The following is a 13,268-nucleotide window of genomic DNA, read 5'->3' as shown; positions in this document are numbered from 1 at the left end:
AGGGAAACGTACGCCAGGTGTTACGGCTGAACGTGCGTTTCGGTGTCGGCTGGAACCACCCAGGTCTGCCAGCGGTGCTTGATAAACATCACTGGGGCGCTTTCCCGAATGCTGCTGCTCACCAGCCTGAAGAACACATCACTCTTCACCGGTTCCGGCGGCTGTTTGACCCGACACTGCGGGATGCCGCGGAACGGATTACGCGGTTTAACCGGCTGTTGCGGCTGAGGTTCGTACTGTCGCGCCGGTTCATTCAGTAACTGGCTGGGGCGGACTAAGACAATATCGGCATCCAGCGTGGGCAGCATCTGCTGTAAGACGCGGATAGTGGAAGGATGCGGATGCCCGATAGCGATGGCGGAACCGCTGCGGCGGGCAATTTGCACCGCGCGGGTAAACTGCTTACGAATCTCGGCGTCGTTTTGCGAATCATCCAGAAAGACTTTGCGTTTGATGACTTTGACGCCCGTTCCCGCCGCAGCCTGACTGGATTGGCTGCTGCCGATGGTCATGCTATCGAGGAAATAGAGCTGGTAAGCGCTTAGCGCCTGCATGACTTTTTGCATGCCGGGCAGGCTGGCGGTCATCGCGCTGCCCATATGGTTGTTCAACCCCACGGCGTAAGGCACGTTATTGACCGACTGGCGAATAATGCGCTGGATTTCATCACTGCTCATGTCCGGGCGTAACGTGTCACGCTCCAGCGGCTGCTTGCTCATCGGTGCCATTGGCAGATGGATCAAGACTTCTCGCCCTTGCTGGTGGGCTTTGGTCGCCATTTCACGGGCGTACGGCGCATTGGGCAATACCGCAACGGAAATCGCCGTTGGCATTGCCAGAATCTGGTTCTCATTGTGCGGACGATAGCCGAAATCATCGATGACGATGGACAGTTTCCCAGCCAGCGCTAAAGGAGACAACGCGAGCAGACCCAATGCCAGTAACGGTGTTTTGGTTAAATATGACAAGACTATCTTCCTAGCCAAGGTTGTGGATTGACCGCCTGACCCTGACGACGGATTTCAAAATACAGCCCAGGCTTGCTCTGCCCGCCGCTGGTGCCAACCAGCGCAATAGGTTGACCGGCTTTGACCTGAGCGCCAACGGAGACCAACGCGCTTTGGTTATAACCGTACAGGCTCATATCGCCTTTACCATGCTGAACGACAACGACCAACCCATAGCCCTGTAGCCAGTCAGCCATTAGTACGGTCCCATCGGCAATGGCTTTCACCTCTGTACCTTCCGGCGCGGCAATCACCAGCCCTTTCCAGCGTAGTTCACCCTGTAGCGGTTCGCCGAAACGATGTTCGATGCGGCCGTTGACTGGCCAGATAGCCTGACCTGAAGGTCGCCCTAAACCGCCAGTTCGCGCCATAAGTGAGCGTTCACCTTCCGTAGGTTTGTAGCTGCTGCCGCTGCGTTTGGCCTGTTCTTCCTTCGCACGAACTTTGGCGGCCTCACGCGCTTCTCGTTCGGCGCGGGCTTTCGCTTCTCGCTCGGCGCGAGCGATCTGGTCGCGCAGCCGGGTTTCATTCTGGCGCAGCTCCGTCAACTGCTGCCGATCTTTTTCCAGCGAACTTTCCAGCGTCGACAGCGTTTTTTTCCGATCGGACTGCGCCTGCTCCAGCGTCTGCTGTTGCTGCTGTTGGTCACTCAGCAGCGTTTTTTGCTGCGTCTGCTTTTGTTCCAACTGACGTTTTTGGTCAGCCAGTTCCACGCGGGTTTGCTGCAATTCGTGGATGGATTTCTGGCGAGCTTCATTCAGGTAGCCGAAGTAGGCGAGGATGCGTTCGTTGCGCTGGCTTTCCTCTCCGCTCAGCATTAATTGCAGCGCGCTGTGCTGGCCTTGCCGGAAGGCGGCGTCAAGCTGACGGGAGAGCAGCGTTTGTTGCTTATCCTGCTGAGATTGCAGCTTGGCGATAGACGCGCTGAGGCTGGTTAATTCTTTATTTAGCGTGGACAGCGTATTGCGCGTTTCATGCAGTTGACGACTGGCCTGAGAGATAGACTGCTCCTGCTTTTTCAACTGTTGGACTAACGCACTGCGCTGCTTTTGTTGCTCTTGAACGCTTTTTTCTTTTGCGGCGATATCTTGTTGCAGGGTCTTGAGCTGCGCCTGATTATCTTCCGCCTGGCTGAGCGCGGGCAACAGCAAAACGCCAACGCAGAGCGCGCTGACGCAGCGGGTGAGCAGCCTTTGCAATGCGGATAAATGGCGATCGGCGCTACATGCCACTCGACTCTGTACAAATAACGCGTTTTTACTCATAGCGGTGAATTATTCCACGATGAACAGCGGCTTACCAGTTGTCTCTTGTCTGATTTCTATTTCCAGACGTGACAAGCATGGCACAAAGACGGGCATCTATGCGCATCAATAATGGATAAATGGAAAGCTCTGCGCATAAAATGAAGGAATGGCATTATTGGGTATGCCAGTTTCTGTGGCCTGCTCTCTCTGGCTGGCGTCGGTGTTGGGATGGCGTTAAATCGCTATCCTGGAAATTTTTGGGTATCGCGCCGCAGATTCGATACGCTATGTTGGCTTACTGGCTGTAATTGCCGTATCGCGCAGGTATACTCAGGAACCTTATATTTTTGTTGATTAACTGATCCGGGAGTCGTTACACCCCATGCAAGAGATTATGCCATTCATTAGCAAGAACCCTATTTTGAGCATTTCCTGGGTTGCACTGTTGGTTGCGGTTATCGTGCTTACTGTGAAGAGTAAACTGTCGAACGTAAAAGAAGTGGTTCGCGGTGAAGCGATCCGCCTGATTAATAAAGAAGATGCTGTCGTCGTCGATATCCGTAACCGTGATGACTATCGCCGTGGCCATATTGCCAGCGCATTTAACCTGTTGCCGAACGACATTAAGAACGGCAGTGTAGGTGAACTTGAAAAACATAAGTCGCAGCCGATTATCGTGGTTTGCGCCAATGGCCTCTCTTCACGTGAAGCGGCCGAAAATTTGTTCAAAGCGGGCTTTGAGCGTGTGCAGATACTGAAAGACGGCCTGGCTGGCTGGAGTGGTGAGAATCTGCCTTTAGTCCGCGGCAAGTAACACGGTTTGTGGTAAAACTATCCTCGTCGTGCCGTGTGTGATCAGTCATAGTGTGATGAGTCATACGCAGCGAAAATGGCAACGATTTGGCAGGATAATCGACAGGCTGATTGCAGTACGATAATGACTGAACTGTGCTGACGTCCGCCTATTTATGACGACGGAAGACGTCAAAAAAATCTAACAAAAGGGTATTACTTAACATGTCTGAACAAAACAACACAGAAATGGCTTTCCAGATCCAGCGTATTTACACCAAAGATATCTCTTTTGAAGCGCCAAATGCGCCTCAGGTGTTCCAGCAGGAATGGCAGCCGGAAGTAAAACTGGATCTGGATACGGCCTCGAGCCAACTGGCTGATGACATCTATGAAGTTGTTCTGCGCGTGACTGTAACGGCTTCTCTGGGTGAAGAAACTGCGTTTCTGTGTGAAGTTCAGCAAGGCGGTATCTTTACCGTTGGCGGCATTGAAGGAACTCAACTGGCGCACTGCCTGGGCGCATACTGCCCGAACATTCTGTTCCCTTACGCGCGCGAGTGCATCACCAGCCTGGTTTCTCGCGGTACCTTCCCGCAACTGAACCTGGCACCAGTTAACTTTGATGCGCTGTTCATGAACTACCTGCAGCAGCAGACCGAAGGTGAAGGCGCTGCGCAGCATCAGGATGCCTGATGAACGCGTCTGACGCTTCCATGACCGTCATCGGTGCCGGTTCGTACGGCACCGCATTGGCCATTACGCTGGCGCGTAATGGCCATCGAGTTGTGCTGTGGGGCCACAACTCTGCACACATTCAGGCGTTAGAGGCTGCCCGCTGTAATCAGGCGTTTCTGCCGGATGTGCCTTTCCCCGATTCGCTACAGTTGGAAACCAATCTGGCGCAGGCGCTCGCTGCCAGCAGAAACGTGCTGGTTGTGGTGCCGAGCCATGTGTTTGGTGATGTTCTGCGTCAGTTGAAACCGTATTTACGAGCCGATGCACGTATCGTGTGGGCGACAAAAGGGCTGGAAGCCGAAACGGGACGTTTATTGCAGGATGTTGCCCGCGAAGCGTTGGGCGACACTATTCCGCTTGCGGTGGTCTCCGGTCCGACATTTGCCAAAGAATTAGCGGCCGGTATGCCAACGGCGATTGCTCTGGCATCGACGGACAGTGAATTTGCTGACGACCTACAGCGACTGCTGCACTGTGGGAAAAGTTTCCGCGTGTACAGTAATCCTGATTTTATCGGCGTGCAACTGGGTGGGGCGGTGAAAAATGTCATCGCTATCGGTGCCGGGATGTCTGACGGCATTGGGTTTGGCGCGAATGCACGAACCGCGTTGATCACCCGCGGGCTGGCAGAAATGACTCGGCTTGGCACGGCGCTGGGTGCCGATCCCACCACCTTCATGGGGATGGCGGGGCTGGGCGATCTGGTTCTGACCTGTACTGATAATCAGTCCCGTAACCGACGCTTCGGGATGATGCTGGGGCAGGGAATGGATGTACAGAGCGCGCAGGATAGCATTGGTCAGGTTGTTGAAGGATATCGCAATACGAAAGAGGTGTTGGCGCTAGCACAGCGCTACGGCGTTGAAATGCCGATTACCGAACAACTCTGGCAGGTGCTGTATTGCGGAAAAGACGCCCGAGAGGCGGCGCTGAGCCTGTTGGGGCGCACGCGTAAAGATGAAACCGCCAGGTTATAAAACACGTTGTTCTATGCTGCGCTGGGCTTCCTAATCTGGGAGGCTCATAGTATCTTCATTTTCTTGTATGCGAACGGTGGTGCAAATAAGCCTGCCGTTTGAGAACAGATATACGTTGTAGTGTGTGGTCGCTCGGAGAGTAAGGCAATGTCGACAGAAGAACTGGAACTGGTCTGGACCAATATCAAGGCAGAAGCGCGCAGTCTCGCAGACTGTGAACCGATGCTGGCCAGCTTTTTTCATGCCACGTTGCTGAAGCACGAGAATTTGGGTAGCGCATTGAGCTATATGCTGGCAAACAAGCTGGCAAATGCGATCATGCCTGCGATCGCCATTCGTGAAGTAGTTGAAGAAGCCTACGACGCCGATCCACAGATGATCATTTCTGCCGCGCGCGATATTCAGGCCGTCTGCCTGCGCGATCCGGCGGTGGATAAATATTCGACGCCGTTGCTCTATCTGAAAGGGTTTCATGCACTACAGGCTTACCGTATTGGCCACTGGCTTTGGTCGCAGGATCGTAAAGCGCTGGCGGTCTATTTCCAGAACCAGATCTCGGTTTCTTTCGGTGTCGATATCCACCCAGCGGCGAGAATCGGCTGCGGGATCATGCTCGATCATGCAACAGGTATTGTGATCGGCGAAACCGCGGTGGTTGAAAATGATGTCTCTATTTTGCAATCCGTGACGCTGGGCGGTACGGGTAAAACGAGCGGCGATCGTCACCCTAAAATTCGTGAAGGCGTGATGATTGGTGCTGGTGCTAAAATTCTGGGGAACATTGAAGTTGGCTGTGGCGCGAAAATTGGCGCCGGTTCTGTCGTGCTGCAATCCGTTCCTCCACACACGACGGCGGCAGGTGTCCCGGCTCGTATTGTTGGTCGACCGGAAAGCGATAAACCTGCTATGGATATGGATCAGTATTTCAACGGCATCAATCGTGGCTTTGAATACGGTGATGGTATCTAGCCCCGCAGCAGCATAGGCGATTTAACGTTTTTGCTATCCATCTGAAACGGTTCCTCATCAGAGTATAAACCACCGGTAAACAAGGTGGTTTTTTGTTATTTCTGCTAAGAAACGTCTGAAATCGGTACTGAATTCACTATCTATTTAAGCAAAGTTGCTACTTATCCCTTCATAATAGGTTGCTTTAGTTTACCGTTTATATAGGCAGATGGCGTAAGTTGAACTATATATTTTGGTAACGACCAAGGATAGCTTTATCTGGATTACCTTTGTTTGAATGGAATCGTGACGCTGTTACAGAGAAAATTATATGTATTTGAAGCGAACTTTAATCACGCTGAGTTTGAGTACACTACCCGTTGTCCCTTTTTTGAGCTACGCAGCAGAAAGCATAAATAATACGGATAGCATGGCTAACCGTACCCTTACAGCGGTTGATTCCAATGATTTGGCATCGGATAAGCAGAGTGAAAGCTGGTGGCAAAGAAGTAAAAATAACCTGTCTACGACCTGGAATTCGCCGCAAAGCCACGATATTTATATCCCGGCGATTACCTGGCATAACCGCTGGACGTACGATAAAGAAAAGACTGATCGATATAATGAAAGGCCGTGGGGCGCGGGCTACGGCCTTTCCCGTTTGGATAAGGATGGGGACTGGCACGGGCTTTATATTATGGCATTTAAAGATTCCTATAATAAATGGGAGCCTATCGGTGGCTATGGTTATGAAAAGCGCTGGCGGCCAACCAGCGATCAGGATTTCCAATTGGGGCTGGGTTTTACGGCCGGCGTAACGATGCGTGACAACTGGAACTATATTCCGATTCCTGTATTGCTGCCTCTGGCATCAATAAGTTATAACAAACTCTCTTTCCAGGCGACTTACATCCCTGGCACATATAATAACGGTAATGTTTTCTTTGCCTGGTTAAGATGGCAGATTTGATTTTAGGTTATCGAGCCTCTTTTATTTCATAAAAAGAGGCTCTAATTATTTGATAAAGCGTTGCGTTAACAGAATATATTCGGTGGTGTAAATGTTACTTGGGAAATGGTTATTTAATGCCGTTTCTCTCATTGTGACAGTTACTTACTCGTCCGTTTGTTTAATACTTACTCTAATGTAAACCACATTGACTGAAATTCATTCAGTCATCTCCGTTACAATGGCGAGACTTTTTCCTAAGCGGATGTTGTTGTGCCATTACTTACTATTACCACTATCTTGTGGGCATTTTCATTCAGCCTGATTGGCGAATATCTGGCGGGTCAGGTTGATAGCTGGTTTTCTGCGATGTTCCGCCTGACAGCGGCGGCTGTGGTGTTTTTGCCGTTTTTACGCTTTCGAGGCTATGCGCCACGCGTCATTTTCTTATATCTGTTAGTGGGTGCTTGCCAACTGGGTATCATGTACCTGTTCGTCTTCCAGGCCTACTTGTACCTGACCGTACCTGAGTTTTTACTCTTTACGGTGATGACGCCGCTATACGTCACGCTGATTTATGATTTGCTTGCTCGGCAGCGTCTGCGCTGGGGCTATGTCATGAGTGCTCTGCTGGCGGTATTCGGCGCAGCCGTGATCCACTATCACGGTGTGAGTGAGCATTTTTGGTGGGGATTCCTGCTGGTGCAGGCGGCTAACGTGTGTTTTGCCGCAGGTCAGGTTGGCTACAAGCGCCTGATGGAGCTCTATCCCGTACCGCAGCACTGTGCATTTTCCTGGTTTTACCTGGGCGCGGCGATCGTGACGATAACCGCGTGGCTGCTCTTCGGCAATCTGGATAAATTACCCACCACCACCTTACAGTGGGGCGTACTGCTCTGGTTGGGGATTGGCGCTTCTGGTCTGGGTTATTTTATGTGGAACTACGGCGCAACCCAGGTGGATGCCGGAACGCTCAGCATAATGAATAACTTCCATGTGCCGACTGGGCTTTTGGTTAACTTCGCTATCTGGCATAAAACGCCAGACTGGCTGAGCTTTATCGTGGGGACGATAATTATCACGTCCTCACTGTGGGTACACCAGCGTTGGGTCGTGAAGCGTCCTTCACAAACGGTAAGTGCTCACAAGCGTGCTGACGCGCCGAACGAATAAACGCATCAATCACCGGTTGGCGCTGCTCTCCGTCACGGACGGCGGCGTACAACCGGCTCCACAGCCCGTCACCCAGCGATTTGGTTACAATCAGCCCCTGACGCTCGAAGCTTTCCACTACCCAGTGCGGTAGCGCGGCGATGCCCATGCGGGCGGCTACCATCTGAATCAACAGCAGCGTATTGTCCACGCTTTTCAGCGTAGGGCTGACGCCGGCCGGCTGCAAAAAGTGACGCCAGACATCCAGCCGTTGCCGCTGTACCGGATAGATCATCAGGGTCTCTGCGGTGAAATCCTCCGGTTCGATTTTCTCTTTTCCTGCCAGCGGATGATCGGGTGCCAGCACTAGCCTGACTTCAAAATCAAACAGAGGCGAATATTGCAGGCCACTGCGCGGCATGATGTCGGAGGTCATCACCAGATCCAACTCGCCTTGCTGGAGTGCTGGCTGAGGGTCGAATGTCACGCCTGATTTAAAATCCATCACCACCTGCGGCCAGTGCAGATGGAACTCATCTAGCGCCGGCGTCAGCCACTGAATACAGCTATGACACTCAATGGCTAGACGGAGCGTGGTTTGGTGCGGCGCATGACAATCCTGCAACGCCTGCTGGATTTGCGGTAACACCTGCTCTGCCAACTGCAACAGAATTTCTCCCTGAGGCGTAAAGCGCAGCGGCTGGCTTTTACGCACGAATAGCCTGAACCCAAGGCGCTGTTCCAGATCGCTGAACTGGTGGGATAACGCCGATTGAGTTTGATGAAGTGCAGCGGCAGCGGCGGCTAACGATCCGGTATTGCGCAGTGCTTGCAGCGTTCGCAGGTGTTTGAATTCGATCATGAGAGTCCTTCACAGTGACAGTGAATAAATTGCGCTTGTAGTTACTACACTACCTGCGGATTATGGATGTGTAAACATCTGGACGGCTAAATGAGGAATTAACGATGGCGATTGTGAATCACACACTGGGTTTTCCGCGCGTTGGATTACGCCGTGAACTGAAAAAAGCGCAGGAAAGCTACTGGGCTGGTAACGCGACACAGGAAGAGTTGCTGACCGTTGGACGTGAGCTGCGTGCGCGTCATTGGCAACAACAGAAGGATGCTGGCGTTGATCTGCTGCCAGTGGGTGATTTCGCCTGGTACGACCATGTACTGACCACCAGTCTGCTGCTGGGTAACGTACCCGCACGTCATCAGAATGAAGACGGCTCGGTCGATCTGGATACGCTGTTCCGTATTGGCCGTGGACGTGCGCCAACCGGTCAGCCTGCCGCTGCCGCTGAAATGACCAAGTGGTTTAACACTAACTATCACTACATGGTGCCGGAGTTCACCAAAGGGCAGCAGTTCAAGCTGACCTGGACACAGCTGCTGGATGAAGTGGATGAAGCACTGGCTCTGGGCCATAACGTGAAGCCTGTTTTGTTAGGCCCGGTTACCTATCTGTGGCTGGGTAAAGTGAAAGGTGAGCAGTTTGATCGTCTGTCGCTGCTACAGGATATTCTGCCAGTTTATCAGCAGGTGCTGGCTGAACTGGCGAAACGCGGGATTGAGTGGGTGCAGATTGATGAACCTGCGCTGGCGCTGGAACTGCCGCAAGCGTGGCTGGCCGCGTTTAAACCGGCTTACGATGCGTTGCAGGGGCAGGTGAAACTGCTGCTGACGACCTATTTTGATAGCGTGAGCCAGAATCTGGAAACGATCAAAGCGCTGCCGGTTCAGGGGCTGCATATCGATCTGGTTCACGGTAAGGATGATGCCGCGACGCTGAGCGCCCAACTGCCTGCTAACTGGGTACTGTCTCTGGGGGTGATTAATGGGCGTAACGTATGGCGCGCCGATCTGAGCAACTGGTTCGAGCGTCTGCAACCGTTGGTGGGAACGCGCGATCTGTGGCTGGGTAGCTCATGCTCACTGCTGCATAGCCCTATCGATCTGAGCGTGGAAGTACGTCTGGATGATGAAGTGAAGAGCTGGTTTGCCTTTGCGATTCAGAAATGTGCGGAGCTGGCACTGTTGTCTCAGGCATTGAATAGCGGCAACGGTCAGGCACTGGAAGCCTACAGCGCGCCGATTCGTGCCCGTCGTACCTCAGCGCGTGTGAATAACGCCGCCGTTGCGCAGCGTCTGGCAGCGATTACCGCACAGGACAGCCAGCGTCAGAGCGTGTATTCGGTGCGTGCGGATGCTCAGCGTGAGCGCTTTAATCTGCCAGCATGGCCGACGACCACGATCGGTTCTTTCCCGCAGACCACGGAAATTCGCGGCCTGCGTCTGGATTTCAAGCAGGGTCGTCTGGATGGTAATAACTATCGCACTGGCATTGCCGAACACATTAAACAGGCCGTGGCTGAGCAAGAGCGTCTGGGTCTGGACGTACTGGTGCACGGTGAAGCCGAGCGCAACGACATGGTGGAATACTTCGGTGAGCATCTGGATGGGTTTATCTTTACCCAGAACGGCTGGGTACAGAGCTACGGTTCTCGCTGTGTGAAACCGCCAGTCATCATTGGTGATGTGAGTCGTCCAGAAGCGATCACCGTTGAGTGGGCGAAATACGCACAGTCTCTGACCGACAAGCCGATGAAAGGCATGCTGACAGGTCCGGTGACCATCCTGTGCTGGTCTTTCCCGCGTGAAGACGTCACGCGTGAAACTATCGCTAAGCAAATTGCACTGGCGCTGCGTGATGAAGTCGCAGATTTGGAAGCCGCAGGTATTGGCATCATCCAGATTGACGAACCGGCGCTGCGTGAAGGTCTGCCGCTGCACCGCTCAGACTGGGAGGCGTATCTGGCCTGGGCAGTCGATGCTTTCCGTCTGAATGCCGCGGTGGCGAAAGATGATACGCAGATCCATACCCATATGTGTTATTGCGAGTTCAACGACATCATGGATTCTATCGCCGCGCTGGATGCAGACGTGATCACGATTGAAACCTCTCGTTCCGATATGGAATTACTGGAGTCGTTTGAAGAGTTCGAGTACCCGAATGAAATCGGTCCGGGCGTTTATGATATCCACTCCCCGAACGTACCGAGCGTGGAATGGATGGAAGATCTGCTGAAGAAAGCGGCACAGCGTATCCCAGCGGAACGCCTGTGGGTGAACCCGGATTGCGGTCTGAAAACCCGTGGCTGGCCGGAAACGCGTCAGGCGCTGGCGAATATGGTTCAGGCAGCACAACGTCTGCGTGAAACTCAGTAATAGTTAATGGCTGATGACATCAGGGAGGCATGGCCTCCCTGACTTTTTACACCAGATGAATAGATAAAATACGCATTATTTCCCCCGCTTCTCAATTTTTATTATTTCTCTCTGCATATTGTCTGCCTTCCCGAGAATTAACTATATTGTCTTTCCTTTAATAAAGTTGTCTCGCTATTCCGCGTTTTTTTCTGCATCGACTGGTCGGTTATTTTCCGAAATTGAATATTCATCGGTCATCGATATATCTATTCCTCAAAGCATTTAAGCAACGTTGTCATAAAGCTCAGCAGTCTTATGCCGATAAGGTAAACGGCATGGAGGCAGCTTAGGCGTACAAGTAGAGTGAGGTTGTTTGTATTTTCTAACGTTTTACTGATGTTGAAAATGCATCTGCAATTACTCTCTTGTGGGTATATTTATTATACCCATGAAGCATATTTATTTCCCCGAAAACGATTATTTCCCCCACTCTGCGAGGTTATTAGACGATAACCGTGCGCAGTAGTGATTATTAGGTATTACCTAAAAGGAGTGAGATGTGAATTTAGCGAATTGGCGTATTGGTTATCGATTAGGAAGCGGGTTTGCTATCTTAATCCTGATGTTGTTTACCGTGAGTATTTTTTCTCTGTCTAAACTGTCCGGCTTTCAGGATGGCGCCAGAGATATTGTTAAAGACGTTTACCCACAAACGGTAGATGCGAATGACCTCATCGATAATGTGAATGGGCACTTCGTCGCTTATTTGCAGATGCTGCTGGTATCCGGTCAGGAACAGCGTCAGGGGTATGTCGATCGGATTATGGCGTACCGCAAGGAGATTAGCCGTCTGCTTGATAATCTGGAAAGGAATGCTTCAGGAGAACAGGCTCGCAAGCAAGTGGGGGTTGTCCGCGGGTTTCGTGCCGAGTTCATCAAATCCGGCGATAAAATTATTAGTGATGCGCAGGCGGGCAACAACGATGTCGCCATCGCGGAATTCAATAACACCCTGAACGTGATTCAGCGCAATTACCGTGACGCGGTGAAGCAACTGGTGAATTACCAAAATGAGGCGATGGATAACTCTGTCGAGACCATGGCTGAGGTGTATAACAGCACTCGTATGATTTTGCTGCTTATTTTGGCGCTAGGTGCCGTATCTGGAGCGCTGATTGCCTGGGCGATTACGTGTAGCGTAACCCGCCCAATAGAGCAGGCATTGCAAGTGGCCGATCGCGTGGCACAGGGCGACCTGACTTCACGTATTACGGTGATCACCAAGGATGAAACCGGATTGCTGCTGCAATCGTTGGATCGTATGAACACCAGCCTGAGCATGATTGTCGGCCAGGTACGTGATGGGGCGGAAACTATCTCGACGGCGGCGTCACAAATCACGGCGGGCAATCAGGATCTGTCATCGCGCACGGAAGAACAGGCGAGTTCGCTGGAGGAAACGGCAGCCTCCATGGAGCAACTGGCATCCACTATTAAAAACACGGCGGAGAACACCCTGCAGGCGACAGAAATTGCTAATAAGGCGACTGGTGCGGCAAAACAAAGTGGCGATGTCATGCTTTCCGTGACGCAGAAAATGCGCGGTATTCGCGATTCGTCCCAGCGTATGGCGGAAATCATCGGTGTGATTGACGGCATTGCTTTCCAGACCAATATTCTGGCGCTGAACGCGGCGGTTGAAGCGGCGCGGGCGGGCGAACAGGGACGCGGCTTTGCGGTGGTGGCGGGAGAAGTCCGTTCATTGGCACAGCGCAGTGCGACCGCAGCACGGGAGATCAAGGATTTGATCGACGACTCGGTGAGCAAAATTCGCGAAGGAATGGATCTTGTCGATACTGCTGAAGAAACCATGGGCGGATTGACGGCCCACGTGAAGGACGTGCACGACATTATCAGCGAGATCTCGCAGGCCAGCCGTGAACAGAGCGACGGGATTAACCAGATGAATCTGGCGATTGGACAGATTGACACCACGACTCAGCAGAACGCGGCTTTGGTAGAAGAATCTGCCTCCGCAGCGCTGTCTCTGCAAGCACAGGCCTCTGTTCTGGCAGACGCGGTGAGCGCGTTTAAAATACAGTCGTATAACAGCGGCGGTTACGGCTCTTATGTGCCGATGAGCACGCCGACGCTGTCTCTGGCGCTGGCAAGCAAAGAGTAAATTTACGGCTAGCGTTTGGTCGTGTTGCTGTACCGCACCTATTTCAGCAGGGGAGCAATATAC

General features: G+C 52.3%; 11 protein-coding genes. 8 read left to right on the top strand and 3 right to left on the bottom strand.

From position 1 onward, the window contains the following. Positions 1-20: 20 nt before the first annotated feature. Positions 21-968, bottom strand: a complete 948-nt coding sequence (locus LCF41_RS21055; protein ID WP_225086190.1) for a divergent polysaccharide deacetylase family protein — start codon at positions 966-968, stop codon at positions 21-23. Positions 969-970: 2 nt separating this feature from the next. Next, complete coding sequence (gene envC / locus LCF41_RS21050) at positions 971-2,272, bottom strand: murein hydrolase activator EnvC (RefSeq protein WP_225086189.1); 1,302 nt, start codon at positions 2,270-2,272, stop codon at positions 971-973. Positions 2,273-2,636: 364 nt separating this feature from the next. On the opposite strand from envC, the gene LCF41_RS21045 reads away from it, so the two are divergent. The 6 genes from LCF41_RS21045 to LCF41_RS21020 all read left to right on the top strand — a co-directional run bounded on the left by LCF41_RS21045 (position 2,637) and on the right by LCF41_RS21020 (position 7,831). Continuing rightward, positions 2,637-3,068 carry a rhodanese-like domain-containing protein gene (locus tag LCF41_RS21045; RefSeq protein ID WP_180740772.1) on the top strand — a complete coding sequence of 144 codons (432 nt, stop codon included), beginning with the start codon at positions 2,637-2,639 and terminating at the stop codon, positions 3,066-3,068. Positions 3,069-3,271: 203 nt separating this feature from the next. Next, positions 3,272-3,742, top strand: coding sequence for a protein-export chaperone SecB (secB, locus tag LCF41_RS21040; RefSeq protein WP_014913761.1), 471 nt, complete (start codon positions 3,272-3,274; stop codon positions 3,740-3,742). Further along, positions 3,742-4,761 carry an NAD(P)H-dependent glycerol-3-phosphate dehydrogenase gene (gene gpsA / locus LCF41_RS21035; RefSeq protein WP_225086188.1) on the top strand — a complete coding sequence of 340 codons (1,020 nt, stop codon included), beginning with the start codon at positions 3,742-3,744 and terminating at the stop codon, positions 4,759-4,761. Before secB ends, gpsA begins: the two co-directional genes overlap by 1 nt. A 147-nt stretch (positions 4,762-4,908) precedes the next feature. Continuing rightward, positions 4,909-5,730, top strand: a complete 822-nt coding sequence (gene cysE / locus LCF41_RS21030) for a serine O-acetyltransferase (RefSeq protein WP_225086187.1) — start codon at positions 4,909-4,911, stop codon at positions 5,728-5,730. A 310-nt stretch (positions 5,731-6,040) separates the two neighbouring features. After that, on the top strand, positions 6,041-6,679 hold the full coding sequence (pagP, locus tag LCF41_RS21025) for a lipid IV(A) palmitoyltransferase PagP (RefSeq protein WP_225086186.1): 639 nt from the start codon (positions 6,041-6,043) through the stop codon (positions 6,677-6,679). Positions 6,680-6,931: 252 nt separating this feature from the next. After that, positions 6,932-7,831: a carboxylate/amino acid/amine transporter gene (locus LCF41_RS21020; protein WP_225086185.1), complete on the top strand. Its 900-nt coding sequence runs from the start codon at positions 6,932-6,934 to the stop codon at positions 7,829-7,831. Here LCF41_RS21020 and metR read toward each other — a convergent pair. Beyond that, positions 7,737-8,672, bottom strand: a complete 936-nt coding sequence (metR, locus tag LCF41_RS21015; RefSeq protein ID WP_225086184.1) for an HTH-type transcriptional regulator MetR — start codon at positions 8,670-8,672, stop codon at positions 7,737-7,739. The genes LCF41_RS21020 and metR overlap by 95 nt on opposite strands. 104 nt (positions 8,673-8,776) lie before the next feature. On the opposite strand from metR, the gene metE reads away from it, so the two are divergent. Both metE and LCF41_RS21005 read left to right on the top strand, forming a co-directional pair. Beyond that, on the top strand, positions 8,777-11,041 hold the full coding sequence (metE, locus tag LCF41_RS21010) for a 5-methyltetrahydropteroyltriglutamate--homocysteine S-methyltransferase (protein ID WP_225086183.1): 2,265 nt from the start codon (positions 8,777-8,779) through the stop codon (positions 11,039-11,041). A 541-nt stretch (positions 11,042-11,582) separates the two neighbouring features. Continuing rightward, a complete protein-coding gene (locus tag LCF41_RS21005; RefSeq protein ID WP_225086182.1) occupies positions 11,583-13,205 on the top strand; it encodes a methyl-accepting chemotaxis protein in 1,623 nt (540 codons plus the stop codon). Positions 13,206-13,268: the final 63 nt, after the last annotated feature.

The organism is Pectobacterium colocasium (genome assembly GCF_020181655.1).
GTDB classification, from domain to species: domain Bacteria; phylum Pseudomonadota; class Gammaproteobacteria; order Enterobacterales; family Enterobacteriaceae; genus Pectobacterium; species Pectobacterium colocasium.
The sequence above is the reverse complement of the archived record's forward strand: the minus strand, read 5'-3'. Positions and strand labels throughout refer to the sequence as shown.

What these genes read in the sequence shown, in the direction of transcription:
- envC (WP_225086189.1), bottom strand. Translation starts at nt 2,272, where the DNA reads ATGAGTAAAAACGCGTTATTTGTACAGAGTCGAGTGGCATGTAGCGCC.
- LCF41_RS21045 (WP_180740772.1), top strand. Translation starts at nt 2,637, where the DNA reads ATGCAAGAGATTATGCCATTCATTAGCAAGAACCCTATTTTGAGCATT.
- secB (WP_014913761.1), top strand. Translation starts at nt 3,272, where the DNA reads ATGTCTGAACAAAACAACACAGAAATGGCTTTCCAGATCCAGCGTATT.
- gpsA (WP_225086188.1), top strand. Translation starts at nt 3,742, where the DNA reads ATGAACGCGTCTGACGCTTCCATGACCGTCATCGGTGCCGGTTCGTAC.
- cysE (WP_225086187.1), top strand. Translation starts at nt 4,909, where the DNA reads ATGTCGACAGAAGAACTGGAACTGGTCTGGACCAATATCAAGGCAGAA.
- pagP (WP_225086186.1), top strand. Translation starts at nt 6,041, where the DNA reads ATGTATTTGAAGCGAACTTTAATCACGCTGAGTTTGAGTACACTACCC.
- metR (WP_225086184.1), bottom strand. Translation starts at nt 8,672, where the DNA reads ATGATCGAATTCAAACACCTGCGAACGCTGCAAGCACTGCGCAATACC.
- metE (WP_225086183.1), top strand. Translation starts at nt 8,777, where the DNA reads ATGGCGATTGTGAATCACACACTGGGTTTTCCGCGCGTTGGATTACGC.